A 24,594-nucleotide genomic window follows, 5' to 3' on the forward strand; every position below is an offset into this window, starting at 1 on the left:
CATGGCCTTCTGGGCCGCCACCAGTGGCACCTGGATCAACCTCCTCACCGTGCTGCTGGGCGGAGGGCTGGGCGCCGCCCTCGGTCGTCGCCTGAAGCCGCAACTCACGCGGCAGTGGCAGCAGTGGCTAGGGGTGGTGACCCTGCTGTTGGCGATCGAGATGGTGCAGCCCCTCTGGCAGCTGCGGCTTGGCCCCTTCCCCGCGGTGCTCGCCGCTCTGCTGGTGGTGATGCTGGGGGGAGCCCTCGGCCATGGCCTGGCGCTGGAGCGGCGCCTCGACGGCTGGCTGCGCCGCCTGGGCCAGGCCCATCGGGAGGGCGATGGACAGCTGCAGGAGAGTTCCCGGCCCCAGCGCCATGCCGCCGAGGTGGTGAGCGGGGCCTTCGTGCTCTTCTGTATCGGCCCGATGACCCTGCTGGGCTGTCTGCGCAACGGAGCCCTGGGGGATCCGGATCTGCTGCTGGTGAAGGCCGGGCTGGATGGCCTCAGTGCCGCCGTGTTCGCCGCGGCGGTGGGGCTGGTGCTGCTCTGGGTGCTGCTCCCCCTCGGGGTTCTGCAGTTCGCCCTCTCGGGCGCCGGAGCCCTGGCGGCCAGCGGCTTCAGTGATCCCTCCGGCTCTCCGGTGGTGCTGTTCACCGCCGCCGTGGGCGGCATCCTCGTGCTCGCCCTGGCCCTGGATCTGCTCGAGCTGCCCCACCCCTCGGTGGTGAACGGCCTGGTGGCCCTCGGCCTGGCCCCGGCCCTCGGCTGGGCGATGCAGCCATGACCTCGCCCCTCGCCGCCGGTGTGGCCGTGGCCCTGGTGAGCCTGCTGGCCGTGCTGGGCCCGCTGCTGGGCCTCTCGCCCTGGTGGATCGCCCTCACAGCGGGCGTGTCCATCGGCGGGCTCACCGTGGATGCCGCCCGCTTCGGCGGCCGGGGCGGCCATCTGCTGGCCGAAGCCCTGCCCGGAGGGGAGCGGCGGCTGCGGCGCATCGCCGTCCACGAGGCAGGCCATGTGGTGGTGGCCCGCGCCGAAGCGATGCCCGTGCGCCAGGTGCTGATCGGCAGCCTGGCCTGCCTGCAGGCAGGTCTCAGCGCCGGGGGCACCACCGAACTCGATCCCCCCGCCAGCGCCAAGCTGCCGCTGGAGGACCTGCGCCGCTGGAGCCGCGTGCTCCAGGCCGGCATGGCGGCTGAGGAGCTGATCTACGGCGAGAGCCAGGGCGGCGCCGATGACCGCGCCCTGCTCGGCCGGCTCTGGGGCCTCTCCGGCCACGACGTGGCCACGGCCCAGCGGGAACAGCGCCGGGCCCGGCGGGAGGTGGATCAGGCCCTGCGGCAGAACCGCAGCGATCTGGAGGGCGAGGCCCAGACGCTGCTGGAGGCTGCGCCGCGCCTGGGTCGGCGGCGGCCGGAGGCCGGCTGATGCCCCTGGCGCTGCTGGATTGCCCCACCGGCCTGGCCGGCAACATGCTGCTGGCGGCCCTGCTCGATCTGGGGGTGCCCGAGGCGGTGATCCACGCGCCGCTGGCGGCGCTGGGGCTGGCGGAGTCGTACCGGCTGGAGATCAGCGAACGCCGCAGTGGCGGCCTGCGGGGCCTGCACCTGGAGGTGGTGACCCTGGAGCCCGATCCACCCCATCGCCTCTGGTCCAGCCTCCGCCGCACCCTGGAGCAGGCCCCCTGGCCCAGCTCCCTTCGGGAGCGCGTGCTGGCGGTGTTCGTCCTGCTGGCCGAGGCCGAGGCCGCCGTGCACGGCCACTCCGCCGAGGCCGTGCACTTCCACGAGGTGGGCGCCCTCGATGCCCTGGTGGATGTGGTGGGGGTGTGCGCCGCCCTGCTCCATCTGGGGGTGGAGCAGCTGCAGTGCACGCCACCCCCCGCCGGCCATGGCAGCGTGACCACGGCCCATGGCGTGCTGCCGGTGCCGGCGCCGGCGGTGCTGGAGATCGCCCGGCTCCGGGGTGTGCCCCTGGCCTCCTCGGCCGGCTTTCCGGCGGGCGAACTCACCACCCCCACCGGACTCGCCCTGGCGGCGGTGTGGTGCGAGCGCTTCGGGCTGCCCCCGGCCCACCGCCCCGAGCGGGTGGGGGTGGGCCTGGGCACGCGCGGGCTCGACCGCCCCAACCTGCTGCGTCTGGTGCTGGCCACCGGCCTGGCGCCGGCCGGCGCCGGCCAGCCCCACTGCGAAACGGTGCTGGAGCAGCAGGCTCAGATCGACGACCTCACCCCGGAGGATCTGGCGGCCTTCCAGGAGGCCCTGCGCCGGGCTGGAGCCCTGGAGGTGTTCTGCCAGGCGATCCTGATGAAGAAGGGCCGCCCAGGCTGGCTGGTCACCGCCCTGGCCCAGCCCCACACCGCCGAGGTCCTGCGCGCCGTGTGGTGGCAGCACAGCAGCACCCTGGGCCTGCGGGAGCGTCACCAGCCACGCTGGGTGCTGCCGCGCCGCAGCCGCGACCTCTCCACCCCCCTGGGTGCGGTGCGGATCAAGGAGGCGCGGCTGCCCGATGGCCGCTGGCGCAGCAAGCCCGAGCACGACGACCTGCTGGCCCTGGCCGCCCGCCACGCCCTGCCCCTGGATCAGGTGCGGGCGGTGGTGCAGGGCTGCCTGCGGCAGGAGCCCGCCGGGGAAGCCGGCCCCGCGGAGCTGCCATGACGCTGCTCGACGCCTGGCAATCCGCTCTGCGCCAGCGGCTGCAGGGGCTGAGGCTGCCGACGCCGCCGGGGGGCCTGGGGCTGTGGTTCACCCTGCTCAGCTTCGGGTTTCTGCTGGCGGCCCTGGCCAACCACGGCCGCCAGATGCTGCAGCTCAGCCTCGATCTGCAGGGCTGGCTGTGGCTGGTGCTGGGCCTGGGGCTCAGCCTGCTCAGCCTGGTGGTCAATGGCCTGGGCTTCGCGGTGCTGCTGGCCTGGCTCGGGCTGCGGCCCCGCTGGGCGGCGATCGTGCGGATGTACCTCGACACGAACCTGCGCAAGTTCCTGCCGGGCGGCATCTGGCACCTCACCACCCGCCTGAGCCAGTTGCGGGACCCGGCCGGCCCCCTGCGCGGGGGTGCTTCCTGGCCCCAGGCCCTGGCGGCGGTGCTGCTCGATCCGCTGCTGGCCGCGGCCGCGGCCCTGGCGCTGGTGGCTCTCGATGGCTGGCAGGACGGCCTCGCCCTGCTGGGCCTCCTCCCCCTGGCGTTGCTGCTGCCCCGCTGGCTGCGGCCGTTGCTCGTCGCCCTGGAGCGCCGCCAGGCCCGCCGCCTGGCCGCTTCAGCGGAGGAGGCCACGCCCGGCCCCAGCCCTCCGCTGCCCGGCGGCTATCCCTGGCGCCCCCTGCTGGCCCTGCTGGCTTTCGTGCTGCTGCGCTTCAGCGGTTTCGCCTGTTGTGTGGTGGCCTTCGATCTGCAGGGCTCCCTGGGCTGGACGGGATGGCTGGCGGGGTTCGCCCTGGCCTGGACCGCCGGCCTGCTGGTGCCGGGAGCTCCCGGCGGCCTCGGGGTGTTCGAGGCGGTGCTGCTGCTGCGGCTGGGCAGCCAGATTCCCGAGGCCCCCCTGCTGGCGATCGCCATCGCCTACCGGGTGGTGGTGACCCTGGCCGATCTGCTGGCCGCCCTCACGGCCCGCGCCGATCAGCGCCTGGATCGGCGACTCGACCAGCCCTTGGATCAGCAGCCCTGACGGAAGGCGGCGAGGTGGGCCGCAAGGGTGGCCACCAGCCGCTGCCGCGCCTGCCGTGAGGCCCAGCCGATGTGGGGCGTGAGGATCAGGTTGGGCACACCCTTGAGCGGCTCCAGTTCCGGGCCGGGAGGCTCCCGCTCCAGCACATCGAGGGCGGCGCCGGCCAGCGCTCCCTCCTGCAGGGCCCGCACCAGGGCCGGGGTGTCGATCAGGCCGCCGCGGCCCATGTTCACCAGCACCGCCGAGGCCTTCATCCAGGCCAGCCGTTCGGCGTTGATCAGGTGGCGGCTGGCGGCGGTGAGGGGGGCATGCAGGCTCACCACGTCGGCCTGGCGCAGGGCCACCTCCAGCTCCTGGGCCGGAGTGCGGCTGGTGATCGGGTGCACGGTCATGCCGAAGGCGTCACCCACCGCGGCCACGCCCCGGCCGATGTCACCGGCCCCCACCACGGTGAGGTGGCGGCCGGCCAGTTCATCGAAGGCCGGCTCCACCAGGGCGAACACGGGGCTGCGCTGCCAATCGCCGGCGAGCACCTGCCGGCGGCGCAGCTGCAGCTGGCAGGTGAGCTCCAGGATCAGGGCCCAGGTGATCTGCACCACCGAAGGGCGGCTGTAGCGGCCGGCGTGGCGCACCGTGATGCCCCGGGCTTCGCAGGCCTCCAGATCCACCTGGTCGGTGCCGGTGCTGGCGGTGCAGATCAGCCGCAGCTGGGGCAGCTGGGCCAGCAGGGGGGCATCAAGGCACACCTTGTTGGTGATCGCCACCGCGGCGCCCTGGAGCCGCGAAAGCCGTTGCTCAGGACCGGTGCTCGGCCAGCAGGTGAGCTGGGCTTCGGCGGTGATCGGTGCCAGATCCACCGGGCCGAGGCTGAGGGCATCGAGGAACACCGCCCGGGGGGCGTCGGCGCCTGCGGCAGGGGAGAGGCTGGGCGCCATGGCGAGCCTTCGCAACTGAGCCTATTATTGAGAAGCCGGGGCTGTTTGCGGTGCCTTCCCCATCCAACCTTGGTTCCAACCTCGGGTCGAACCTGGGTTCCAACCTGGGTTCCAAAGCGGGCCCCGCTGCCGGGGACACCACCAGCGAGGGGCTGCGCACCAGCCTGCACGACCGCGGCCAGCGGCTCACACCCCAGCGCCAGCGGGTGCTGGCCCTGTTCGAGCGCATCGGCGAAGGCACCCACCTCAGCGCCGAGGAGGTGCACCAGCGGCTGTTGAAGGCCCAGGAGCGGGTGTCGCTGGCCACGGTGTACCGCACCCTGCGCCTGCTGAGCTCCATGGGCCTGCTGCAGGAGCTGGAGCTGCCGGAAGGGGGCCGCCGCTTCGAGCTGGCCGGCGACACCCACCGGGATCACCACCACCTGGTGTGCGTGCGCTGCGGCCGCACCGAGGAATTCGAGAACACGGCCGTGCTGGCGGCCGGCGAGGACGCGGCCGCGGCCCATGCCTTCCGCCTGCTCGACTGCGTGCTCACCGTGCGGGCCCTCTGTCCCAGCTGCGCCGAGAGTGCCTGAACCCGCTGCCGTGCCGTTGCCCGCCCTCGCCCAGCGCCTGTTGCCCTCCTGGCTGGCGGCGTACCAGCGCCCCTGGCTGAAGCCGGATCTGCTGGCCGGACTCACCACCGCCGCCGTGGTGATCCCGAAGGCGCTTGCCTTCGCCACCATCGCCGGCCTGCCGGTGCAGGTGGGCCTCACCACGGCCCTGGTGCCGATGCTGGTGTACGCCCTGCTCGGCACCTCCAGGCCCCTGAGCGTGAGCACCACCACCACCCTGGCGATCCTGGTGGGCAGCGAGCTGGCTGTGGGCTCCGGTGGGGAGGCCAGCGGTGCTGCCCTGGCCACCAGTGCCCAGCTCGCCCTGCTGGTGGGGGCGATGCTGATCGGGGCCGGCGTGCTGCGGCTCGGGTTTCTGGCCAGCTTCATCTCCGAGTCGGTGCTGGTGGGCTTCAAGACCGGCATCGGGCTGGTGATCGTGGTGGATCAACTGCCCAAACTCCTGGGGGTGTCGATCGAGAAGGCGGGGTTCTTCCGGGATCTGGCGGCCGTGGCGGCCCAGGTTCCAGCCGCGTCCCTGGTCACGGTGGCCCTCTCCGGCCTGCTCGTGCTGCTGCTGATCGTGCTGCAGCGCCGCTGGCCCCAGCTGCCGGCACCGCTGCTGGTGGTGGCCGCGGCGGTGGTGCTGAGTGCCGCCCTGGGCCTGCAGCAGCGCGGCATCGCCGTGATCGGTGCCGTGGCCGGAGGGCTGCCCGCCTTCTCCCTGCCGCCGCTGGGCCAGAGCGCCCAGCTGTGGCCCGCTGCCGTGGGCATCGCGGTGATGAGCTTCACGGAAAGCGCCGCCGCCGCCCGGGCCTTCCGGGGCCCGGAGGAGCCTCCCCCCAATGCCAACCGGGAGCTGCTGGCCCTGGGGGCCGCCAATGCCCTGGGGGCCTGCTTCGGCGCCATGGCGGCCGGTGGCGGTACGTCCCAGACGGCCGTGAACCGGCAGGCGGGGGCCCGCACCCAGCTGGCCGCCCTGGTCACGGCCGCCGCCGCGCTGGCCACCCTGCTGGTGCTGGCGCCGCTGATTGCCGTGATGCCCCAGGCCGCCCTGGCTGTGGTGGTGGTGGTCTACGCCCTGCCGATGATCGCGCCGGCCGAGTTCCTGGCGATCCGCCGGGTGCGGCATGCGGAGTTCCGCTGGGCCCTGGTGGCCTTCCTGGGGGTGGTGCTGCTGGGCACCCTCAAGGGAATCCTGGTGGCGGTGATTCTCTCCCTGGTGGCCCTGGTGCAGCAGGAGATCAACCCGCCCGTGTATGCCATCGGCCGCAAGCCCGGCACTGACGTGTTCCGCCCCCTCTCGCTCCGCCACAGCAGCGATGAGGCCTGGCCCGGCCTGCTGTTGGTGCGGGCTGAGGGGCGCCTCTTCTTCGCCAATGCCGACGGTGTTGCCGCCCGGATCCGCCGCCTGATCGACCAGCACCGCCCCCGGGTGGTGGTGCTCGATGGCAGCGCCCTGATCGACCTGGAGTACACCGCCCTCAAGGCCCTCACCCAGGCGGAGCGGCAGCTGCAGCAGAAGGGCATCGAGCTGTGGCTGGCGGGCCTGAACCCGGCCGTGCTGGCGGTGGTGCGGCGCTCGGAGCTGGGGCAACGCCTGGGGCGGCCGAGGATGCGCCGCAATGTGGAACGGGCGGTGGAGCACTATCTGCGCACGGCCGGAGCCGGAGAGACGGCCGCTGGCGCCTGATCGGGTTGTGATGCTCCGTAGCCTGATCCCCACCCTGCTGCTCTCCCCGCTGATCTGGATGGCCCCGTTCACCGCCGCGCTCGCCGGCCAGCCCCTTCCCTCCTGGCGTGCTGGCGATGCGCGGCAGCGGATCCTGGCCTTCGTGGCCGCTGTCACCACGCCGGGCGCCCCGGGCTACGTGCCCCCGGCGGAGCGGATCGCCGTGTTCGACAACGACGGCACGCTCTGGTCGGAGCAGCCGATGTACATCCAGCTCGCCTTCGCCATCGACCGGGCCCGGGAGCTGGCCGCCGCCGATCCGAAGCTGCTGGAGAGCCCCGCCATCGCCAGGGCCGTGGCCCCCGGCCATGACACCGATCTCCGCAGCCTCGGCATGGCCGGGATCCTGGAACTGGTGGGCGTGACCCATGCCGGCCTCACCACCGAGGCCTTCAGCGCGGTGGTGCGCGACTGGTTCGCCACGGCGCGTCACCCCCGCACGAACCTCCCGTACCGGGCGATGGTCTATCTGCCGATGCAGGAGCTGCTCGCCTACCTGCGCAGCCAGGGCTTCCGCACCATCATCGTGTCGGCCGGAGGCACCGCCTTCATGCGCGTGGTGGCCGAGGAGCTCTACGGCGTGCCGCCCGAGCAGGTGATCGGCTCCCTGATCAAAACCGAGTATGTGATGAAGAACGGTGCCGTGTCGATCGTGCGCCTGCCCGAACCCCAGCTGATCAATGACGGGGCCGCCAAACCGCAGGCCATCGAGGCCCTGATCGGCCGCCGGCCGCAGGCGGCCTTCGGCAACTCCGATGGGGATTTCGAGATGCTGGAGTGGACCACCGCCGGTGATGGTCCGCGCCTCGGCGTGCTGGTGCACCACGATGATGCCGAGCGGGAAGTGGCCTACGACCGGGCCAGCGCCACCGGAAGGCTGGACCGCGGCCTCAGCGAGGCGTCGCAGCGGGGCTGGACCGTGGTGAGCATGCGACGAGACTGGCAGCAGGTATTCCCGGATTCCTAAGAGGATTGAGCCGGCCAGAGGGCGTTCGCGGGGTCTGCTGCAGTCCACCAGGGTGTCGGAGGCCGCTCCCGAACAGCTCGGCGTACTGCCCGGGCGAGTGGCCCGGGTGAGAAAGCCCCAGTCGCGCGAGCGCGCTGATCGTAGTCCGACTGGGTCGGCTCCAGCAGTGCCCGGCGGATGCCGTGCAGCCGCTGCAGCCGCAGGTAGCTGATCGGGCCCATCCCCAGGTGCTCCCGGAATCCCTGGATCAGGCTGCGCCGGCTCGTGTGCACCTCCCGGCAGAGGCCCTCCAGGTGAATGGGCTGGCCGGGGTGGGCCTCCATCCACCGCTGGGCCGCCTTCACCAGCTCGATCCGTGAGGGCGGCCGGCACAGCCCGGCGCTGGCCTCTCCGCCGTGCACGAGGGCTTCCAGCACCAGGGCGATCAGATCGCCGCTCACCAGCCGCGCGAACCCGGCCGGCTGCTCAAGGGTGGGGTCGGCCTGCAGCGCCGTGAACAGCTGGCACAGCCGGCGCCGTAACCGCGTGAACCGCAGGGGATCCACGCTGAGCCAGTTGCGGGCCAGCGCTTCCTCCAGCACCGGACAGCCGAGCAGCTCGGCCCGGCGCAGGAATTCCTCCCGCTCGAGCATCACCAGGGCCAGGTCGCACGGGCCGAAGGTGGTGAGGTGGATCTCACCGGCGGTGGAGAGGCCGAACAGGGCCGTGGGCAGCAGGGGTTGGCCGTGGCTGCGGATGCTGGGCACCGATGGCGCGCCCCCATCCAGGTGCCCGTTCAGATCGAGCGTGATCAGCTGCCGGTCGCCGGGCTTGGGGCCGGCGGCGTGGATCGCCCGGTCGAGGTGGAGGCGCAGCAGCTTCAGCGGGCCCAGCCGCAGGGGAAGCAGCTCGCCACGCAGCCTGCCCGTGGTGAGTTGGGTGATCGTGAGCGGCAGGTCTGCGCCGAGCAGCAGGCCCTGCAGGTCCTCGATGCCGTCGATGCTGCGGGAGCGAGCCATCCCAAAAATTTCGCACTTTCCGAGTGTTCGCCCGGGCCATCCCTGGCCACAGTTCGGGAGTCCCCACGGCATCCCTCCCCGCCATGCCCAACGGCAAGCCCAACATCCTCATCCTCTGGGGCGACGACATCGGCCAGAGCAACCTGAGCTGCTACAGCGACGGCCTGATGGGGTACCAGACCCCCAACATCGACCGGGTGGCCAAGGAGGGGGGGCGCTTCATCCACTACTACGCCGAGCAGAGCTGCACCGCTGGCCGGGCCGCCTTCATCTCCGGCCAGAGCGTGTTCCGCACCGGCCTCTCCAAGGTGGGCCTGCCCGGCGCCCCCCTCGGCTTCCGCCCGGAGGATCCCACCATCGCCGGCCTGCTCAAGCCGCTGGGCTACCGCACCGGCCAGTTCGGCAAGAACCACTTCGGCGACCGCGACGAGCATCTGCCGACGATGCACGGCTTCGACGAGTTCTTCGGCAATCTGTACCACCTCAATGCCGAGGAGGAGCCGGAACTGCGCGACTATCCGCAGCCGGAGGATTTCCCCAACTTCAAGAAGAACTACGGTCCCCGCGGCGTGCTGCACTGCTGGGCCAACGGCGACGGCACCCAGCGGATCGAGAACACCGGCCCGCTCACCAAGAAGCGGATGGAGACGGCCGACGAGGAGTTCATGAAGGAGGCCAAGCGGTTCATCCGTGACGCGGTGGCCTCCGGCGAGCCCTTCTTCGTGTGGTTCAACACCACCCACATGCACTTCCGTACCCATGCCCGGCCCCAGGATCTCGGGCAGTCGGGCCGCTGGCAGTCGGAATACCACGACGTGATGATCTATCACGACAACTGCATCGGCGAGATGCTCAACCTGGTCGACGAGCTGGGCATCGCCGACGACACGATCGTGATGTACAGCACCGACAACGGGCCGCACATGAACAGCTGGCCCGATGCCGGCATGACCCCCTTCCGCAACGAGAAGAACTCCAACTGGGAGGGCGCCTACCGGGTGCCGGCCCTGGTGCGCTGGCCCGGCAAGATCGCGCCCGGCACGCTCTACACCGAGATCGTGAGCCACCTTGACTGGCTGCCCACCCTGCTGGCCGCCGCCGGAGAGCCTGAGATCAAGGAGAAGCTCAAGGCCGGCCATCAGGCCGGCAGTCAGCACTACCACGTGCATCTGGACGGCTACAACATGCTCGACTACTGGACGGGCCAGACGGACAAGAGCCCGCGGGTGGAGTTCTTCTACTTCTCCGACGACGGTGACCTCACCGCCCTGCGCTACGACAACTGGAAGATGGTGTTCATGGAGCAGCGCGCCACCGGCACGCTGCAGATCTGGGCGGAACCCTTCGTGGCTCTGCGGGTGCCGAAGATCTTCAACCTCAAGACCGACCCCTACGAGCGGGCCGACATCACCTCCAACACCTACTGGGACTGGATTCTCGACCACGTGTTCCTGTTGGTGCCGGCCCAGGCCTACGTGGCCCAGTTCCTCGCCACCTTCCAGGAGTTCCCGCCACGCCAGAAGGCCGCCAGCTTCTCGCTGCAGGAGGTGATGGAGAAGATGACCAGCACCACCGGCCACTCCTGACGGGATCACGGTGGTGGCTCCCCTGCGACATGGTCACGCTGAGAACCGTGATGGTCACGCTGTGAATCCTGTCCGGTGGGGCCACCGCCAGCTTCTCCACACCGCCCCCGCCGTGGGTGTTCGACGGCATGGGCTACCGGGAGCGGGAACGCACCCCGGCTGACGCCGGCCCACCCGCGGGGATCACCCTGCTCTCCGGCAACCCCAGCCTCGAGGACGGCGTGCCGCTGCCGACCACCCCATAGGGGCCGATGGCACGGAAGGTGAGGTTGATGCGCGCGGCCACCGGGCGCGCGGTTTTCGGCAGACAGTGCTGCCAGTGCTCCTGCGTGGACCCCGCCATCCAGAGCAGCGAGCCATGGCTCAGCTGGAACGCGCGCCGATGGCGGTGATCGGCCTTGCGGCGCATCAGAAACCGCCGCGTGGCGCCGAGGCTCAGGCTGGCGATCACCGGATGGGCCCCGAGTTCGGGTTCGTCATCGGAATGCCAGGCCACCGAATCGCGGCCATCGCGGTAGAGGTTGGCCAGGGCCGTGTTGAACGGCACGCCACTGGCCTCCCGCAGGCGCTGCAGCACCGGTTACAGAGCATCCGGAAACGGCTCGGGCCGCATCACCAGCCCCGACCAGCGATAGGTCTGGCTGGAGAGGGCGAACCAGCGGTGCAGCCTGGGCAAGGGATGCGTCCGGCCGTACAGCTGGATCGTGTCCTGCCGCCAGCCCGGCAGCGCCAGCAGGGTGCGAAAGAGGGCCGCGGCTTCGGCTGCCTCCAACCCATGGGGCTCCAGATGCACCTCCCACGACTCGGACCCGTGGGGGGGCGGGTCGGCCCGGAACAGGGGGCGGGTCGGCATGGTGGCGATGGGTACATCGACCGATTGCAGCAGGCTCTCACGCCCTCTTAAAACCTTAAGAGAATCTATAAAGCGTTCATGGCTGCCATCTGGACCAAGGACCTCCATCTCGTGTATCTGGATCACCGCCCGTTCGCCAGCTGCGTGGACCGGCATGAGGCCGTGATGCTGCAACAGGCGCTGCTGCGCACCCATCACTCCCGCCGGGTGCACCTGTTGAGGGGCTGAGGCACTGCTGGCGGAGGAGGATCCTCAGTCACGGGACCCCCTGCATTGGTCCCGTTCCAGAGCCACCCTCGACCCCAGCCCATGTGCGACTTATGTCAGTGTTGCCATACGGCTGCACCGCTACCGCCGTTCGCTCAGGCCTCTAGCGATGGCGGCGTGTTCTTCGGCACGGTGCTGGGATTGCCGTTGCGCACGGCGTGATAGCCGGGGGAGAGGATTTCCACGCCGGCTTCGGCGAACTTGTCCTGCAGGGCCCCATGCAACTGGGAGAGGCTCAGGCGGTAGGTGTTGGCGTCCCGCAGAAACGCGGTGAGCTCGTAACTGATGTGGAAGTCGTTCAGGGCGGTCTGCAGTACGAACGGCTCCATCTCATCCGTCACCCCCTCCACGCTGCGCGCAGCGGCCAGCATCAGTTCCTCCACTTGGCGCCAGGGCACGTCGTAGCCGATGGTGATCGTGCAGGCCAGCGCCACGGGTTGGCGGATCTCGCGGCGGGAGAAGCTGTAGTTCGCCACCGCATTGCTGATCACGGTGGCATTGGGAATGCTCACCAGCTGGTTGTGGGGGGTCTGCACCCGCGTCACCAGCAGGGTGCGGTCCTGCACCGTGCCCAGCACCCCGTTCAGTTCCACGAAATCCCCTTCCCGGAAGGCCCGCGTGTAAATCAGCAGCAGACCGCTGATGATGTTGGCGGCCACGGCACTGGAGCCCAGCGCCGCGAACACCCCCACGAACAGTCCGGCACCCTGGAACGCCCTGCTGCTGGATCCGGGGATGTAGGGAAAGGCGATCACCAGGGTGGCCACAGCGATCAGCATCGCCACCAGTCGCGCCGTTGGCCGCGCCCATTCGCGGTAGAAGCCCGGGATGCGCAGGCGGCCGAGCCGCAGGGCCTCGAACACACTGTTGCTCGCACGGGCCACCAGCACTCCCAGGCCGATGATCACCACGATCGAGAGCAGATTCGGAATGGCGGCCACCACCCCGTCCAGCAGGCCCAGGGTGAGCTGGCGCAGCTGCAGCCTCAGCCCACTGGCGATGCCCTGGGTGGGCGGAAAGAACCCCAGCAGCAATGGCAGCAGCAGGTAGCTGATCAGCAGCAGCAGGCCCCAGTGAACGGCGCTGCGCAGGCCCTGCAGCAGCCGCCGCACCTGGGCCGGCTCCAGCAGGGCGGAAAGCCCGAGTCGGGCCAGCTGCTGCAGCAGGAACCGGTCGCGGCTGGCGATCAGCTGCCGGATCCGTGCGTTGAGGCGGAACTGCAGCCGCAGCCACACCACATACACCGCCAGCACCAGGGCGGCCAGGGCGCTGCCCCGCAGCCACGAGTCCAGGGAATGGGCCTGTCGGTAGCGCACCATCGCGGCGCGGATCTGATCGCGGGTGAGCTCTGCCAGCCGTTGCGGCTCCATGCCGTAGCAGCCGGCGATGCGCTGGTTCAGCATCCCCAGCCGCCGCACGGGTTGTCCTTTCTGCTGCAGCAGGATGAAGCTCTCGCCATCCAGGTGTTTCACCGCGATGTCGTCGGGGGCGATCGCGAGGTTCCGGGCCAGTTCCTGCAGGGTCTGGCTGCCCCGCTTCGCCGCGCTGGTGATGCTCTCGGCACCGGCGGTGCCGCGCACCTCCAGTACTGTCTGGCCGTCGAGGCTGATGGCGGCCGGCTCCGCCGCACAGCCCTCGGGCAGCGTCTTCTGGTCGGCCGAATCGAGCTGATCGAGCCGGAGGAAGCTCTGGGCCGGTGGTGCGAGGCCAATCAGGAGCACCGCGGTCAGCGTGGCGAACGCGAGGGCCAGCCGCCCGAACCTGGCCGGGGGCCGAGAACGATCACGCTGGCGCATGGAGGGAAAGCTGAGCGTGGGGCAGGGCCATGCAGGCTCCGGCCCTGGTGCTCCCAGCGTGGAGAAGCCGCCTCTCCCTGTCAGTGTCTGGCGTGGCGGGCGGTGCAGATTCGTGATGCTGGCGCCGATCCCTTCGGCCTCACACCGCTCGGATCAGGCCTGGAGCGAGAGGCGCTGGGGGATGCCGGGTTCGATGCCGGCCGCATCGAGGGCCGCCTTCAGCCGCCTTCGGTACTCGCGAGCCACGCTCCATTGCTTGAGGGGCTGGGTCTTGATCCAGAGCTTGAGGCGCACACCGCTCTGGTCGAGCTGCTCCACCCCCAGCAGCTGGGGCTCCTCCAGGATCAGGGCGTTCCACTCCGGATCGGCGGCCAGCTCCGTGGCCACCGCCTGCAGCAGCGCGGAGGCCCTGGCGAGATCGCTGCGCCAGGCGATGTCCACCTCGAAGTTCACCCGGGCCCAGTCCTTGCTGCGGTTCTCACACTCCCGGATGGCGCCGTTGGGCAGGCTGATCAGTTCACCGCCGCCACCACGCAGCTGGGTGTAGAGCAGGTTCATGCCCTCCACCAGGCCGGCATGGCCGTTGGCGGCGATGGAATCACCGACGGCATAGAGGTCGGCACTGAGGATCCGTACGCCGCCGATCAGATCCTCCACCAGCCCCCGGGCCAGGAAACCCACGGCCACCGCCACGATGCCGGCCCCGGCCAGGATCTGGGGGGTGATCCCGAACGCCAGCAGGGTGAGGTAGAGGCCCAGCAGCGTTGTGCCGGTGCCGATCGTGCCCTTGAGCACTCCGAGATTGGTGCCGAGCCGCAGCTGCGGCCGGCGCGAGTTCGGCTCCGCCAGCTGGGCCTGGTCGGCCCACTGGTTGAGCCGACGCGCCAGGGCCCAGCTCAGCACACCTTCCAGCAGGATCATCGTGCCCCAGATCAGCGGGATCGAGGCCGAGAGGCGCAGCAGGGCGAGGCCCAGCAGCCGGCTGCCGGGCACCACGAACAGCGCCAGGATCGCCGCCATCACCACCACGGTGATCCGCAGCATCCGGATCAGCTTGATCGCCAGGTTGCGGTGACGCTGGGCGCGCTCCAGCCGCTGCACCTGCTTCAGCTGCTGCTTGTCCGTGGCCTCCTCGCTGCCAGGGCTGGGGGCATGGCGGCCGTCTGAGCGGGTCTGCTGCAGGGCGACCAGCTGCCGGCCCAGCTCCATGGCCTGATCGCGTCGCCGCGCCACGGCGCGGCTGCACAGCAGCACCCCGCCGCCGCCCAGCACGACGGCCAGGGCCACCACCACCGGTCGGGCCCACGGGAAGACGCGATCGAAGCTGGCGCCCCAGAGCGCTTCGCTGAGGGTGCGCTCCAGGATGGTCTTCCAGCGCTGGGCCAGGGCCTCGGTGTCGAGGCCATTGGCGAGGCTGTCAGGCTCGGTGAGGGTGATCAGCGTCACCTGGGGTGTGCGGTTGCCGGCATCCGCCGGCAGGTAGATCACCGGGTTGTTGTTCTTGGTGCCGATCGCCAGCGTTGGGGTGCGTGGGTGGCGGGGTTTCAGCTGCCGGTTGAGCCACAGCCCGGAGCCGAGGGTGGGGGGAGGCTCCGGGGCGTTCTGCACGCTGGCCTCCAGCTGCCTGGCCAGATCCTTCAGGCTGGTGGCCACCGCCGTGGAGCGGGCCTCCACCCGGGCGGCGGTGTCCTGGGCGGTGCTCCCATCACCGCCCGCCACGGCCAGGCGGATGCGCGATTCGCCCGGGCCGAGCGGGATGTGGGGACTCACCACCAGGCTGCACCAGAAGCGGCCGCAGGGTCGGCCCCGATCGAGATCCCACCAGTTCCTGCGGGCCGCCAGCCCCGGCGCGGCACCGGAATCCGGGTCGCTGGCCCTCGCAGGCCCCAGGTTGCCGCCCAACACCACCAGAGCCAGGCCCAGAACAGCCAGGGCAAACCAGCGACGCCATGGTCGTGTCTCCAATCCCATGCCTGGTTCTTCCTGGTCTGTCCTGATGGTGGCGGCTGGCTGGCCATCACGCCGCGTCACCGCCGTTGCGGAGCTCTGGAGGGGTCATCACACTGCAGGCAGACCGAACTGGCTGCATGACCCTGAGCCCCGATCGCGCCAGTACCCATGGCTCCGGCACCGTTTTCGGCAAGGTGTCCGGCCGCCCCTGCCCCGGGCGGCCCCCAGCCCGGGACATGGTGTGGATCCCCGGTGGCAGCTTCACGATGGGCTCGAATCACCACTACCCAGAGGAGGCCCCGGCCCATCAGCGCCAGGTGGAGGGGTTCTGGATCGACCGGGCTCCGGTGACCAATGCCCAGTTCCGCAAGTTCGTCAAGGCCACCGGCCACGTGACCTTGGCGGAGCGGGCCGCGGATCCGGCCGATTACCCCGATGCGCTGCCCGAGCTGCTGGCACCCGCCTCGATCGTGTTCGTGCCGCCTTCCGGTCCCGTGGGCACGGGCGATCCCTACCGCTGGTGGCAGTACATCCCTGGCGCCAACTGGCGGCACCCCGAGGGGCCGGGCTCCTCGATCAAGGGCCGCGACCATCACCCCGTGGTGCATGTGGCCCACGAGGATGCCCTGGCCTATGCCGTGTGGGCGGGCAAGCAGCTGCCCACGGAGGCCGAGTGGGAGTTCGCCGCCTGGGGAGGTCTGGGTGGCACCGAATTCGCCTGGGGCCATGAACTCCACCCGGGAGGGCGCGCCATGGCGAACACCTTCCAGGGCGAGTTCCCGCACCACAACAGCCGCCTCGTCGGCTACGAGCGCACCTCCCCCGTGGGCGCCTTCGCGGCCAACGGCTATGGCCTCGTGGACATGATCGGCAACGTGTGGGAGTGGACCGACACCTGGTATGGCGAGCACGGTGCGGCGGGGCCAGGGGGTGAGGCCGCACCGGAGGGTGGCTGCTGTGCCAGTGCCGCCCGGGAGGCCAGCATCGATCGCAACTCCCAGCATGGCGCCATCCCCCGCAAGGTGGTGAAGGGAGGCTCGTTCCTCTGCGCGCCCAGCTACTGCCGCCGCTACCGTCCGGCCGCTCGCATGGCCCAGGGCATCGACACCTCCACCTGCCATATGGGGTTCCGTTGCGTGGTGAGGGTCTGAGCCATGGCCGCGCTTCCCCTGGAGAGCTGGTTGGAGGTGGGCGCGGGCTCCCTGCGCGTGGTGCTGGAGTTCATCTCCGTGGTGTGCGTGGGGATCGGCTTGCTGGTCACCCTGCGCCAGTCGCTGCGGCTGCGGCTGCGGCGCCGGGTGGGGGCGCGGCCCTTCAACAGAATCCGGCTCACCTTCGGCAGCTGGCTGTCGATGGCCCTGGAGTTTCAGCTGGCGGCTGACATCGTTTCGACCACCACGGCACCGTCCAATGAAAACCTGATCAAGCTCGCTGTGGTGGCCGTGATCCGAACCTTCCTCAACGTGTTCCTGGCCAGGGAAGTGGAAGCGGAGCAGAAGTTCGAGGACGAGCACCGGCAGAGCGCTGAGCGCCGTTCGGCCGACGGTGAGCTGCCTCCATCCAGGCCCTCCGGTTCCGGTGCCTCCTTGCCCTTTGAGGCCCAATGATCTGAAGTGCACCACCCATCCAGAGCAGGCCGTGCCACGTCAGCGGCTGCCTCCCAACCCCGGATCCTGATCACGGCCCATGCCCAATCTCACCAACGAACTGGCCAAGGAGCGCAACCGGGCCGCCGCGGAGCGCACGATGATGGCCTGGATCCGCACCTGCCTCTCGCTGATCAGCTTCGGCTTCGGTCTGGACAAGATCATCGGTGCCATCAACCGCAGCCGCTTCGACGGCAGTGCCCATGCCGGGCTGAGCGTGCGCCTGGTGGCGATGGGCTTCGTGCTCATCGGCATCCTGGCGATGGCGGCGGCCACCCGGCAGCACCTGCGTACGCTCAAGCTGATTCGCCGCGATGACTTCGTGTATGTGGATCAGAGGTCGATCACCGTGTTCACGGCCGTGGCCCTCACGCTCATCGGAACCGTGGCGTTTTTTCTGCTCGTGAACGGCACTTCAGGAGTCTGACGGCCATGCCCCCGATTGCCGCGTGGCTGGCCACGGCCACCATCACCCTGCTCATGTTCAGCCTTGGGCTGGGCCTGAAGGAGTACCCGTTCGTGCTGCTGCGGGATCGCCCGGCTTTCCTCTGGCGCGTGGTGCTGGCCACCTGCTTCCTGGTGCCCCTGGCTGGCTTGGTTCTGGTGCTGCTCCCCTTCCATGCCCTGCTCTCAAGGCCCGCCTGGGTGGCCATGGCCCTGATGCTGGGCTGCCCCAGCGCTCCGCTCATCCTGTTCCGGGTGCGCAGCAGTGGCGGCACCGCCGAGCTGGCGGCACGGCTGCAGATCAGCGCGGCGCTGCTGGCCATCCTCTCCATCCCCCTGATGGCGATCCTGTTCAAGGCCAGTGCCGGCATTCAGGGCTGGGAGGTGAGCGGCTGGGAGGTGAGCGGCTGGGAGATCAGGCCGATCGGCGTGGCGGTGCAGGTGCTGAAGGTGCAGGTGGTACCGGTGCTCGCCGGCGTTGCCCTGGGCCTGTGGCGACCGGGACTGGCTCGGCGCTGCAGCGGCGTGCTGGGCACGCTCGCCACCCTGATGCTGGCTGCTCTGATGCTGGCGCTGCTGGTGATGAGTGCTCGCCACCTCGGCCCTTTTCTTCAGCGGAACCTGGTCGGACTGGCTGGAATGGCCGCCCTCAGCCTGCTCAGCCTGGCGATGGGATACGGCCTGGCGGGCCCTGATCCCCTGGAGCGTCGCACCGTGGGGCTGGTGATCGGCATGCGCAACACCGGCCTGGCCGCCGACCTGGCCCTCACCTATGCCCCACCCTCGGTGCTGCCCGAACTGATTCCCGGCATCCTGTCCTACGTGCTGATCACCGTGATCGTGTCCACTGTGTTTCTGCGCTGGCAGCAGCGGGAACTGGCCAGCTGAGGCTGGCCAGGCAGGAGGCCTCTAGAAGAAGAACTTCACCCCCAGCTCGATGCCGTTCTGATAGCTGCGGATGCCGCTGGGGCGCTCATCCCCGTTGCTGTAGTTGATGCCCAGATAGCGCCACGACAGGTTGATGTCGGTGTTGTTGCCCACGGCGTAGCCCAGGCCGAGCTGGGCGTTGCCGCTGTAGTTCTTGGCGCCGGAGAAATCGAAGCCGCCGATGTCGGCCCTGGCGAAGGCCCGCAGCTTGGGGGAGAGAAAGTAGGTGGCCTGGAAGCCCAGGAGCGGCTGGGCCCAGGTGCGGCCGAAGGAGCGCTCCGCCTCAAGGCGGCGGGTGCCATCCACCTCGCGGATCTCCGCCTGCACATCCAGGCCCATGTCCAGCACCCGCACGCCCGCGTAGGGCATGAAGGTGAAGGCGCCGGGTTCCGCGATCGCCGTCTCCTCTGCCCCGGCGCGGTAGCGCAGGGCGAAGTCGTAGATCCCCTGCGTGGTGGATACCTTGGTGTTGCCGGTGAAGCGGCCGCGCGGCCCCGTCGTGCCGTCCTCGCCGGACAGCTTCACGTAGCTCAGGTCTGTGAGCAGGCCCCAGCGGCCCTTTTCCACGCTGGCCCGCACGAAGGTGGCCCAGTCGAGGGCGGAGAGGATGTCGCCGAGATCGGAGTCCACATCGCTCTCGAAGCCGCGGATCGTGACGCTGCCGGTGGCGCGCAGCGGCGCGAACCCATAGAGCTCCACCGTGCCGCGCCAGTCGGATTCCGGCACCGTTTCGCTCGCCTGCTCCACCGGCAGCTCGACCGGCTCCGACGGCATCGAAGGCTCCTCTGGGCCCTCGAAGCCATCACTGCCGCTGCCCTGAGCGGCGGCGGGGTTGGCCTCGGCGCGGGCTGGCGGGCTGCCCGCGAGCTGCGCCACCAGCGGCAGCGTTACGGCGGCAAGGGCCCACCGCGAGACACCGGCAACCTGGTTGAACATCGAAGCAGGAGGAGCGGAGCTCCGGACGGGCCGTCCGAAGCTACCCGCTCCCACAGGGGCTGACCACGGACCTCAGACCGAGCCGTAGGCCACCTGGCAGGCGGCATTGAGCAGTTCGGCCTCCGCAGCGGTGTTCGGCCGGCTGCCGTTGAGCGTGCCGTCGCTGCAGTCGGCTTCCATCGTGATCGTGGTGTCACCCGAGATGGCCTCGAACGACACCGACTCGGTGCCCACCGGCTCGACGGTGCCGTAGAGCAGCCCGTAGTCGCTGTTCGGCACCGTGATGTAGGTGGTGTGGTTGCTCACGGCATTGTCCACGGCCGAGTTGATCACGGCGGCTGTGGCCAGGCTGGAGACTCCCCAGGCGGCCGCGCTGGCGCCCCACCAGCCCCAACTTGGACTGGACCAGCCGCCGTACCAGCCGTAGTTCCACGGGCGTGCATAGCCCCAACCCGGGCGCGCCCAGCCGGGATAGCGATCCCAGCGGTCATCCCAGCGGTCCCAGCGCCGGTCGACCCGATCCCAGCGATCGTCGCGGCGATCGTCCCACCGATCCCAACGGTCATCACGGCGATCGTCCCGCCAGTCGCGGCGGTCCTCGGCTCGGTCCCGCCGGTCCTCACGATTGCGGTCCCTGTTGCGGTCGCTGTTGCGATCCCGGTTGCGGTTCGAAGCCGTGCGGTTGCGGTCCTCGTTGCGATTCCGGTTGCGGTTGGACGCCGTTCGGTTGCGGTCGTTGCTTCCGCTCTTGCGCTTGCCAGAACCCTTCGCGGATTTGCGGTTCAGCGAAGGGTTGCCGCTCTTGCGGGCGTTCTTCTTGTAGCCACCTTTGGGTTTCTTGGAGCCGCGGCTGAGACCGGAACTGCTGTTCTTGAAGCCGCTCTTGCTCCTGCTCTTGCCGCTCTTCTTGCGGCCTCCGCCCTTCCTGCCGCCCTTCTTGCCGCCTTTGCGGGCCAGCAGTTCGGGCTGGCTGGTGGTGGCGGTGGGATCTCCGCTCACCTCCAGAGCGGCCAGGGCAGGCACCCCCGGCAAGGCCAGCACGCCTGCCAGCAGCAGGCCGAACAGGGATCGTGAGCGCCGCATCACTTCACCTCCTCACAGCCTTCGTCCCAGCAGGTGATCACCACCCGCCCGTCAGCGCCGAACTTCACCCCCACCAGATCGCGCCCGGCAGAGGCGTCGGGGTTGTCCTCCCGCACGCTGTTGAGGTAGTTGGGGTTCACGACGCAGAGCTCCCCGCCGTTGAAGCAGATCGTGTTGGTGGAGAAGCGGGCGTGGGCCTGGCCCAGCTGCACCCAGCTGCTGCTTCCCGGCGCCATGGCGCTCATGGTGAGCGGGGCATCGTCGCTGACCCGGATCGAGAAGTCCGAGCCGCCAAGGCTGTGCAGGTAGGTGGTGACGCCCTCCTCCTCGTCGTCCATCGCCTTCACCACGCAGGGCTGGGGCTGCCCGCCCTTGACCGTGCAGGTGGTTTCGAGGGTGTAGAGCTCGGTGGTCTCGGCCTTGACCGGATCGGCAGGCAGGGCTGCGGCCAGGACTGTGGCGGAAGCCGCCAGCAGCAACAGCCTGCCAAGGGAGTCCTTGGTACTGGGTCGACAGATCGGGGTGTGGCTCGCCATGAAGGGTCTGTCCCCAACGGATTGTGGGATTTCCACTCATCCTGAGCAGGGGCGTGGCCGATGTCAGTCTGCTGTTGCGGAGTGCTGCACGACCCCGGCGGTGGCCAGGCCCGCAGCGGCCAGACTCGCAGCAGTCACTCGCTATTGAGAATCGCTTGCAAAAGTCGCAGTGATTGTTTAGCTTGCGAGTCATTCGCAATAGGCCCCGTTCCTGGCCATGTCCTTCCGCCTGCTTCCGGATGCCGCCCTGAGCGCCGTGCGCCTTCCCGCCGGCCATTCGGTGCTGCTGGATCCGTCCCGCCGCGGTGATGGTGGCTGCATCGAAGTGCTCGACGGCGTCGCCCGCGTGTACTGCCCCTGCGAGGAAACCGAGGGGATGACCCTGGCCTTTCTTCAGCCCGGGGATCAGCTGCAGACCAGCCGCCTCTGCAGCGATGGCGTCTGCGTCGAGGCGCTCACGCCGCTCTGCTTCAGCACCTCCGCCGAGGTGGAAGCGGCGCCGGGCCTCGACCCGGTGAACGAGTGGACCCTGCAGCTGCTGCGGATCCGCCATCTCGGCAGCGCCGAGCAGCGCCTCCATGCCCTGCTCGCCCTGCTGGTGCGGCGCATGGGGCGCCGCTGCGGCTCCTGGTGCGACCTGCCGTTCCGCCTCACCCACGAGCGCATCGGCGAACTGATCGGCACCACCCGCGTCACCACCACCCGGCTGATGTCGCGGATCCGCCAGGCCCAGCTGATCGAGGTGCCCGCCGGCGAGCCGGGCCTGCGCCTGGCGCCGGCCCTGGTGGAGTCGGCCCCGCTGGCCAGCGCCTGAGCCCGCCCTGCCGGACGCTCGCTTCGCTCCCATCCGGCTCTCCCCTCCACTTGTTCCCTTTTCCCTTTCCTTTCTCTCCCTTCGCCGCACCATGGCCCAGCCGATCGGTCCCGCCAACGACCAACCCGATGCCGCCGCCCGCCGTGGCCTCTCCCAGTCCAAGAAGAAGGGCTGCAAGAAAACCAAGTGCTCCAACTGGAAAGGCGGCAAGTGCCGCTGCGGCCGCGACTGAGCCTCAGCTGCTCGTCTCGTCCAGGCTCGGCACCAGGGCCAGGGAGGCGACCAGCCCCAGAGCGAGAATCAGCAGGGCCGGAATCAGCGCCGCCCCGACGCGTTCATCGCCGGCGTACTGGTAGACCCGCACCGCCAGGGTGTCGAAATCGAAGGGGCGCAGGGCAAAGGTGAGGGGAAGCTCCTTCACCGTGTCCACGAACACCAGCAGGGCCCCCACCAGCAGCGGGCCCCGCAGCAGGGGGAGGTGCACCCGGCCCAGCACCTGGATCCAGCTGCAGCCCAGTCCGGTGGCGGCCTCATCCACGCTCGGCGGGATGCGTTCCAGCCCGGCATCGAGGCCCCCCTTGCCCACGGCCAGGAACCGGTCGCTGTAGCCCCAGAGCAGCAGCAGCAGAGGGCTCAGGCCCAAGGGCCCCCCCAGCAGCATCAAGGCCAGGGCGAGCACGGTGCCCGGCACCGCGTAGCCCATGCCGGCCACGAACGTGAGCTGCTGGATCAGGGGCTGAGGAATCCAGCGCCGCGCGATGGCCAGCACCAGGCCCACGGCCATGGTCATCCCCGCCGCCACCAGCGCCAGCAGCAGCGTGCGCCCGCTGAGGCCCGCCAGTTCGGCCACCGATTCCCCCTGCAGCTGATCCCAGCTCATGGCGGTCCAGAGCAGGGGCAGCCCCAGGGTGGCCAGGGGGGGGAGGGCCGTGAGCAGCTGGGCCACCAGCGCCCGCCAGCCGTGCAGCGTCCAGGGGGCGAGCCGATCGCCCCGGCTGCCGAGCAGCCAGCGCCGGCTGCGGCGGCGCAGCAGCCGCTCGGCCCCCACCAGCAGGCTCACGATCACCAGGGCCACCAGGGCCAGGGCCACGGCACCCTGGGGATCCCCCTGGTTCTGCCAGCGCTGCAGGATGCCGCTGGAGAGGGTGGGGACCCCCAGCAGTTCCACCGCCCCCAGCTCGTTCACCACTTCCATGCCGCTGAGGGCGATGCCGGCGCCGATGGCAGGCAGGGCCATCGGCAGGGCCACGCGGCGGAAGCTGCCCCAGGGGCCGATGCCCAGGGAGCGGCAGGCCTCCAGCTGGCGCTTGCCGCTCACGGCGAAGCTCTCGGTGCTGAGCAGGAACACATAGCTGTAGGTGGCCAGGGTGAGCACGGCCACGGCCCAGCCCAGCCCATGCACCCGCCAGCTCAGGCGGCTGCCCAGGTCGATGGCGGTGGCGGCCAGCAGATAGGTGGGCGTGGCCAGGGGCAGCAGCTGGGCGATGCGCAGCCAGCGGCGCCCCGGGAACTGGCAGTTGGCCGTGAGCCAGCCCGTGGCGGTGCCGAGCGCGGCGCCGAGCACCCCCACGCTCGCCACCAGCAACAGGGTGTTGCGGATCTGGGCGGCGCCCTCGTGGCCGAGGGTGAGCCGATCGAGCCCCCCATCCACGGCTGCGAAGGCCACGAGGGCCAGCACCGGCAGCAGCGCCAGCCCACTGAGCACCAGCACCCCAGCGCTCAGCAGGGAGCGCTGGGGCAGGGTCTGGCCCGAGGGGCCCCAGGCGGCAGGCTCGGCGATCACTGCCAGCCGTTGGCTTGCATCAGTTCCACCGCCTCCTTGTTCTTGGCTCCCATCTGCTCGGCGGACACGTCATCGGCGCGGAAGGTGCCGAAATCCTTCAGCAGGGCATTGTCGCCGTAGCCGGTGAGGGGGTACTCGTTGTTGGCCTCGGCATACCCCTTGCCGCCGGTGGGAGAGGCGAGAAACTCCAGCAGCCGCAGGGCGCCAGCGGGGTTGCTGGCGTAGCGGGTCACGCCGGCGCCGCTGATGTTCACGTGGGCCGGATCGGGGAACACCACCTTGAGCCCGCTGGCCAGGGTCTTGTCCTCAGCGCCGTTGTCGCCGGAGAGCATGCGGGCCACGTAGTAGGTGTTCACCACGCCGACGCCGCAATCCCCCTTGGCCACCGCCCGGGCCAGGGGCGTGTCGGAGGTGAAGAAGGGCTGGCTGGTGTTGGCCACCATGCCCTTCACCCAGTCGCGGGTGGCGGCGTTGCCGCGCTGGATCAGCTGGTCAGCCACCAGCGACTGGTTGTAGACGCTCTTGCTGTTGCGCAGGCAGAGCTTGCCCTTGAGAGCCGGGTTGGCCAGATCGGCGTAGGTGCGGATCGTGCTCGGATCCACCTGGTCGGGGTTGACGATGGCGGCCCGCACCCGGCGGGTGAGGCCGAACCAGCGGCCCTGGGAGTCCCGCAGGTTGGCGGGCACATCCTTGTCGAGCTCGGCGGAGTCGGACGGCTGGAACAGGTTCATCCGGGTGGCCTTGTCGAGACGGGCCGCGTCCACCAGCACCAGCAGATCCGCCGGGGTGTTCTGGCCTTCGGTGCGCAGCCGCTCGATCAGGGCATCATCCTTGGCCTCCAGCAGGTTCACCTTGATGCCGGTGCGGCGGGTGAACTCCCTGTAGAGCTCCTTGTCGGTGTTGTAGTGACGGCCGGAGTAGACACCCACCTCGGTGCCCGCCAGATCACGGTTGCCGCCGTCGCCCTCCGTGGCCCTCGGCTGCTGGCCGCCGCAGCCGACGGCTGCGAACGCGGTGAGCAGCAGCGCCAGGCAGGAGCGCGCTGGCAGGCGAAGGCGTTGAAGGCTCATCATCCAGGAGGCGAAGCATCACGTGCACGCCCCAG

Annotated in this window: 26 protein-coding genes; 15 read left to right on the forward strand and 11 right to left on the reverse strand. The window is 70.2% G+C overall.

Annotation, left to right across the window (positions count from 1 at the left end; genetic code table 11):
* Position 1: 1 nt before the first annotated feature.
* Genes CPCC7001_RS00315 through CPCC7001_RS00330 form a run of 4 tightly spaced genes read left to right on the forward strand, consistent with a single transcriptional unit; the run spans position 2 to position 3,643 of the window.
* Positions 2-766 (forward strand): DUF554 family protein, encoded by a 765-nt coding sequence (locus CPCC7001_RS00315; RefSeq protein ID WP_006909566.1) that lies wholly within the window; start codon positions 2-4, stop codon positions 764-766.
* Positions 763-1,407, forward strand: a complete 645-nt coding sequence (locus CPCC7001_RS00320) for a hypothetical protein (RefSeq protein ID WP_006910065.1) — start codon at positions 763-765, stop codon at positions 1,405-1,407. Before CPCC7001_RS00315 ends, CPCC7001_RS00320 begins: the two co-directional genes overlap by 4 nt.
* On the forward strand, positions 1,407-2,636 hold the full coding sequence (gene larC / locus CPCC7001_RS00325) for a nickel pincer cofactor biosynthesis protein LarC (protein ID WP_006910035.1): 1,230 nt from the start codon (positions 1,407-1,409) through the stop codon (positions 2,634-2,636). Before CPCC7001_RS00320 ends, larC begins: the two co-directional genes overlap by 1 nt.
* Positions 2,633-3,643: a lysylphosphatidylglycerol synthase domain-containing protein gene (locus CPCC7001_RS00330; protein WP_006911713.1), complete on the forward strand. Its 1,011-nt coding sequence runs from the start codon at positions 2,633-2,635 to the stop codon at positions 3,641-3,643. Before larC ends, CPCC7001_RS00330 begins: the two co-directional genes overlap by 4 nt.
* Here the strand turns inward: CPCC7001_RS00330 and CPCC7001_RS00335 are convergent.
* Positions 3,631-4,578, reverse strand: coding sequence for an NAD(P)-dependent oxidoreductase (locus CPCC7001_RS00335; RefSeq protein ID WP_006910403.1), 948 nt, complete (start codon positions 4,576-4,578; stop codon positions 3,631-3,633). The two genes, CPCC7001_RS00330 and CPCC7001_RS00335, sit on opposite strands and share 13 nt — an antisense overlap.
* 104 nt (positions 4,579-4,682) lie before the next feature.
* Between CPCC7001_RS00335 and CPCC7001_RS00340 the strand changes: the two genes are divergently transcribed.
* Genes CPCC7001_RS00340 through CPCC7001_RS00350 form a run of 3 tightly spaced genes read left to right on the forward strand, consistent with a single transcriptional unit; the run spans position 4,683 to position 7,870 of the window.
* Positions 4,683-5,153 (forward strand): Fur family transcriptional regulator, encoded by a 471-nt coding sequence (locus tag CPCC7001_RS00340; protein ID WP_043369202.1) that lies wholly within the window; start codon positions 4,683-4,685, stop codon positions 5,151-5,153.
* Positions 5,154-5,163: 10 nt separating this feature from the next.
* Positions 5,164-6,864, forward strand: a complete 1,701-nt coding sequence (locus CPCC7001_RS00345; protein WP_225867127.1) for a SulP family inorganic anion transporter — start codon at positions 5,164-5,166, stop codon at positions 6,862-6,864.
* Between the two features lie 10 nt (positions 6,865-6,874).
* The gene (locus CPCC7001_RS00350; protein ID WP_050757010.1) at positions 6,875-7,870 is read left to right on the forward strand and encodes an HAD family phosphatase; all 996 of its coding nucleotides are present in this window, start codon (positions 6,875-6,877) and stop codon (positions 7,868-7,870) included.
* Here CPCC7001_RS00350 and CPCC7001_RS00355 read toward each other — a convergent pair.
* Positions 7,867-8,868, reverse strand: coding sequence for a helix-turn-helix domain-containing protein (locus CPCC7001_RS00355; protein ID WP_006909864.1), 1,002 nt, complete (start codon positions 8,866-8,868; stop codon positions 7,867-7,869). The two genes, CPCC7001_RS00350 and CPCC7001_RS00355, sit on opposite strands and share 4 nt — an antisense overlap.
* Positions 8,869-8,951: 83 nt before the next feature.
* Here CPCC7001_RS00355 and CPCC7001_RS00360 point away from each other — a divergent pair, with 83 nt between their 5' ends.
* Positions 8,952-10,454 (forward strand): arylsulfatase, encoded by a 1,503-nt coding sequence (locus CPCC7001_RS00360; RefSeq protein WP_006910947.1) that lies wholly within the window; start codon positions 8,952-8,954, stop codon positions 10,452-10,454.
* Positions 10,455-10,587: 133 nt separating this feature from the next.
* On the opposite strand, the gene CPCC7001_RS13845 is transcribed toward CPCC7001_RS00360, so the two are convergent.
* Positions 10,588-11,031 carry an alpha-ketoglutarate-dependent dioxygenase AlkB gene (locus CPCC7001_RS13845; protein ID WP_006909392.1) on the reverse strand — a complete coding sequence of 148 codons (444 nt, stop codon included), beginning with the start codon at positions 11,029-11,031 and terminating at the stop codon, positions 10,588-10,590.
* 3 nt (positions 11,032-11,034) lie between these two features.
* Positions 11,035-11,307: a hypothetical protein gene (locus CPCC7001_RS13850; protein WP_050757011.1), complete on the reverse strand. Its 273-nt coding sequence runs from the start codon at positions 11,305-11,307 to the stop codon at positions 11,035-11,037.
* 78 nt (positions 11,308-11,385) lie between these two features.
* On the opposite strand from CPCC7001_RS13850, the gene CPCC7001_RS14885 reads away from it, so the two are divergent.
* Entirely contained in the window at positions 11,386-11,535 is a 150-nt protein-coding gene (locus tag CPCC7001_RS14885; RefSeq protein WP_006911577.1) for a hypothetical protein, read from the forward strand.
* A gap of 134 nt (positions 11,536-11,669) precedes the next feature.
* On the opposite strand, the gene CPCC7001_RS00370 is transcribed toward CPCC7001_RS14885, so the two are convergent.
* Together CPCC7001_RS00370 and CPCC7001_RS00375 are read right to left on the reverse strand one after the other, a co-directional pair.
* A complete protein-coding gene (locus CPCC7001_RS00370; protein WP_006910126.1) occupies positions 11,670-13,295 on the reverse strand; it encodes a mechanosensitive ion channel family protein in 1,626 nt (541 codons plus the stop codon).
* Positions 13,296-13,523: 228 nt separating this feature from the next.
* Positions 13,524-15,341, reverse strand: a complete 1,818-nt coding sequence (locus CPCC7001_RS00375) for a mechanosensitive ion channel family protein (RefSeq protein WP_156796621.1) — start codon at positions 15,339-15,341, stop codon at positions 13,524-13,526.
* Positions 15,342-15,457: 116 nt separating this feature from the next.
* On the opposite strand from CPCC7001_RS00375, the gene CPCC7001_RS00380 reads away from it, so the two are divergent.
* The 4 genes from CPCC7001_RS00380 (at position 15,458) to CPCC7001_RS00395 (ending at position 18,298) form a co-directional block, all read left to right on the forward strand.
* The gene (locus tag CPCC7001_RS00380; protein ID WP_006910124.1) at positions 15,458-16,471 is read left to right on the forward strand and encodes a formylglycine-generating enzyme family protein; all 1,014 of its coding nucleotides are present in this window, start codon (positions 15,458-15,460) and stop codon (positions 16,469-16,471) included.
* Positions 16,472-16,474: 3 nt separating this feature from the next.
* Entirely contained in the window at positions 16,475-16,927 is a 453-nt protein-coding gene (locus CPCC7001_RS00385) for a DUF1622 domain-containing protein (protein ID WP_006911220.1), read from the forward strand.
* Between the two features lie 79 nt (positions 16,928-17,006).
* On the forward strand, positions 17,007-17,393 hold the full coding sequence (locus CPCC7001_RS00390) for a YidH family protein (RefSeq protein ID WP_006909978.1): 387 nt from the start codon (positions 17,007-17,009) through the stop codon (positions 17,391-17,393).
* 5 nt (positions 17,394-17,398) lie between these two features.
* A complete protein-coding gene (locus tag CPCC7001_RS00395) occupies positions 17,399-18,298 on the forward strand; it encodes a bile acid:sodium symporter family protein (RefSeq protein WP_006909565.1) in 900 nt (299 codons plus the stop codon).
* Between the two features lie 21 nt (positions 18,299-18,319).
* Here CPCC7001_RS00395 and CPCC7001_RS00400 read toward each other — a convergent pair whose 3' ends face one another.
* From CPCC7001_RS00400 to CPCC7001_RS00410, 3 genes are all read right to left on the reverse strand, one after another.
* Positions 18,320-19,213, reverse strand: coding sequence for a hypothetical protein (locus CPCC7001_RS00400; RefSeq protein WP_198006430.1), 894 nt, complete (start codon positions 19,211-19,213; stop codon positions 18,320-18,322).
* 132 nt (positions 19,214-19,345) lie between these two features.
* Positions 19,346-20,356 carry a hypothetical protein gene (locus CPCC7001_RS13855; RefSeq protein WP_050757012.1) on the reverse strand — a complete coding sequence of 337 codons (1,011 nt, stop codon included), beginning with the start codon at positions 20,354-20,356 and terminating at the stop codon, positions 19,346-19,348.
* Positions 20,356-20,892 (reverse strand): hypothetical protein, encoded by a 537-nt coding sequence (locus tag CPCC7001_RS00410; RefSeq protein ID WP_071778238.1) that lies wholly within the window; start codon positions 20,890-20,892, stop codon positions 20,356-20,358. The genes CPCC7001_RS13855 and CPCC7001_RS00410 overlap by 1 nt, the downstream gene beginning before the upstream one ends.
* A 217-nt stretch (positions 20,893-21,109) precedes the next feature.
* On the opposite strand from CPCC7001_RS00410, the gene CPCC7001_RS00415 reads away from it, so the two are divergent.
* The gene (locus CPCC7001_RS00415) at positions 21,110-21,706 is read left to right on the forward strand and encodes a Crp/Fnr family transcriptional regulator (protein WP_006911730.1); all 597 of its coding nucleotides are present in this window, start codon (positions 21,110-21,112) and stop codon (positions 21,704-21,706) included.
* Positions 21,707-21,797: 91 nt separating this feature from the next.
* Complete coding sequence (locus tag CPCC7001_RS15405; RefSeq protein WP_006909386.1) at positions 21,798-21,938, forward strand: hypothetical protein; 141 nt, start codon at positions 21,798-21,800, stop codon at positions 21,936-21,938.
* 3 nt (positions 21,939-21,941) lie between these two features.
* Here the strand turns inward: CPCC7001_RS15405 and CPCC7001_RS00420 are convergent, their stop codons facing one another.
* Both CPCC7001_RS00420 and CPCC7001_RS00425 read right to left on the reverse strand, forming a co-directional pair.
* Positions 21,942-23,489 (reverse strand): iron ABC transporter permease, encoded by a 1,548-nt coding sequence (locus CPCC7001_RS00420; protein WP_006909939.1) that lies wholly within the window; start codon positions 23,487-23,489, stop codon positions 21,942-21,944.
* Positions 23,486-24,559 (reverse strand): extracellular solute-binding protein, encoded by a 1,074-nt coding sequence (locus tag CPCC7001_RS00425; protein ID WP_006909710.1) that lies wholly within the window; start codon positions 24,557-24,559, stop codon positions 23,486-23,488. The genes CPCC7001_RS00420 and CPCC7001_RS00425 overlap by 4 nt, the downstream gene beginning before the upstream one ends.
* Positions 24,560-24,594 lie beyond the last annotated feature (35 nt).

Origin of the sequence: Cyanobium sp. PCC 7001 (assembly GCF_000155635.1) — a bacterium.
Lineage (GTDB): Bacteria > Cyanobacteriota > Cyanobacteriia > PCC-6307 > Cyanobiaceae > NIES-981.

Excerpts from the sequence above, each read along its gene's own strand:
- CPCC7001_RS00390 (WP_006909978.1), top strand. The coding sequence starts at position 17,007 with ATGCCCAATCTCACCAACGAACTGGCCAAGGAGCGCAACCGGGCCGCC.
- CPCC7001_RS00330 (WP_006911713.1), top strand. The coding sequence starts at position 2,633 with ATGACGCTGCTCGACGCCTGGCAATCCGCTCTGCGCCAGCGGCTGCAG.
- CPCC7001_RS14885 (WP_006911577.1), top strand. The coding sequence starts at position 11,386 with ATGGCTGCCATCTGGACCAAGGACCTCCATCTCGTGTATCTGGATCAC.
- CPCC7001_RS00410 (WP_071778238.1), bottom strand. The coding sequence starts at position 20,892 with ATGGCGAGCCACACCCCGATCTGTCGACCCAGTACCAAGGACTCCCTT.
- CPCC7001_RS00320 (WP_006910065.1), top strand. The coding sequence starts at position 763 with ATGACCTCGCCCCTCGCCGCCGGTGTGGCCGTGGCCCTGGTGAGCCTG.
- CPCC7001_RS00375 (WP_156796621.1), bottom strand. The coding sequence starts at position 15,341 with ATGGGATTGGAGACACGACCATGGCGTCGCTGGTTTGCCCTGGCTGTT.
- larC (WP_006910035.1), top strand. The coding sequence starts at position 1,407 with ATGCCCCTGGCGCTGCTGGATTGCCCCACCGGCCTGGCCGGCAACATG.
- CPCC7001_RS00335 (WP_006910403.1), bottom strand. The coding sequence starts at position 4,578 with ATGGCGCCCAGCCTCTCCCCTGCCGCAGGCGCCGACGCCCCCCGGGCG.
- CPCC7001_RS00355 (WP_006909864.1), bottom strand. The coding sequence starts at position 8,868 with ATGGCTCGCTCCCGCAGCATCGACGGCATCGAGGACCTGCAGGGCCTG.
- CPCC7001_RS00315 (WP_006909566.1), top strand. The coding sequence starts at position 2 with ATGGCCTTCTGGGCCGCCACCAGTGGCACCTGGATCAACCTCCTCACC.
- CPCC7001_RS13855 (WP_050757012.1), bottom strand. The coding sequence starts at position 20,356 with ATGCGGCGCTCACGATCCCTGTTCGGCCTGCTGCTGGCAGGCGTGCTG.
- CPCC7001_RS15405 (WP_006909386.1), top strand. The coding sequence starts at position 21,798 with ATGGCCCAGCCGATCGGTCCCGCCAACGACCAACCCGATGCCGCCGCC.
- CPCC7001_RS00350 (WP_050757010.1), top strand. The coding sequence starts at position 6,875 with ATGCTCCGTAGCCTGATCCCCACCCTGCTGCTCTCCCCGCTGATCTGG.
- CPCC7001_RS00395 (WP_006909565.1), top strand. The coding sequence starts at position 17,399 with ATGCCCCCGATTGCCGCGTGGCTGGCCACGGCCACCATCACCCTGCTC.
- CPCC7001_RS00360 (WP_006910947.1), top strand. The coding sequence starts at position 8,952 with ATGCCCAACGGCAAGCCCAACATCCTCATCCTCTGGGGCGACGACATC.
- CPCC7001_RS00380 (WP_006910124.1), top strand. The coding sequence starts at position 15,458 with ATGACCCTGAGCCCCGATCGCGCCAGTACCCATGGCTCCGGCACCGTT.
- CPCC7001_RS13850 (WP_050757011.1), bottom strand. The coding sequence starts at position 11,307 with ATGCCGACCCGCCCCCTGTTCCGGGCCGACCCGCCCCCCCACGGGTCC.
- CPCC7001_RS00425 (WP_006909710.1), bottom strand. The coding sequence starts at position 24,559 with ATGAGCCTTCAACGCCTTCGCCTGCCAGCGCGCTCCTGCCTGGCGCTG.
- CPCC7001_RS00385 (WP_006911220.1), top strand. The coding sequence starts at position 16,475 with ATGGCCGCGCTTCCCCTGGAGAGCTGGTTGGAGGTGGGCGCGGGCTCC.
- CPCC7001_RS00415 (WP_006911730.1), top strand. The coding sequence starts at position 21,110 with ATGTCCTTCCGCCTGCTTCCGGATGCCGCCCTGAGCGCCGTGCGCCTT.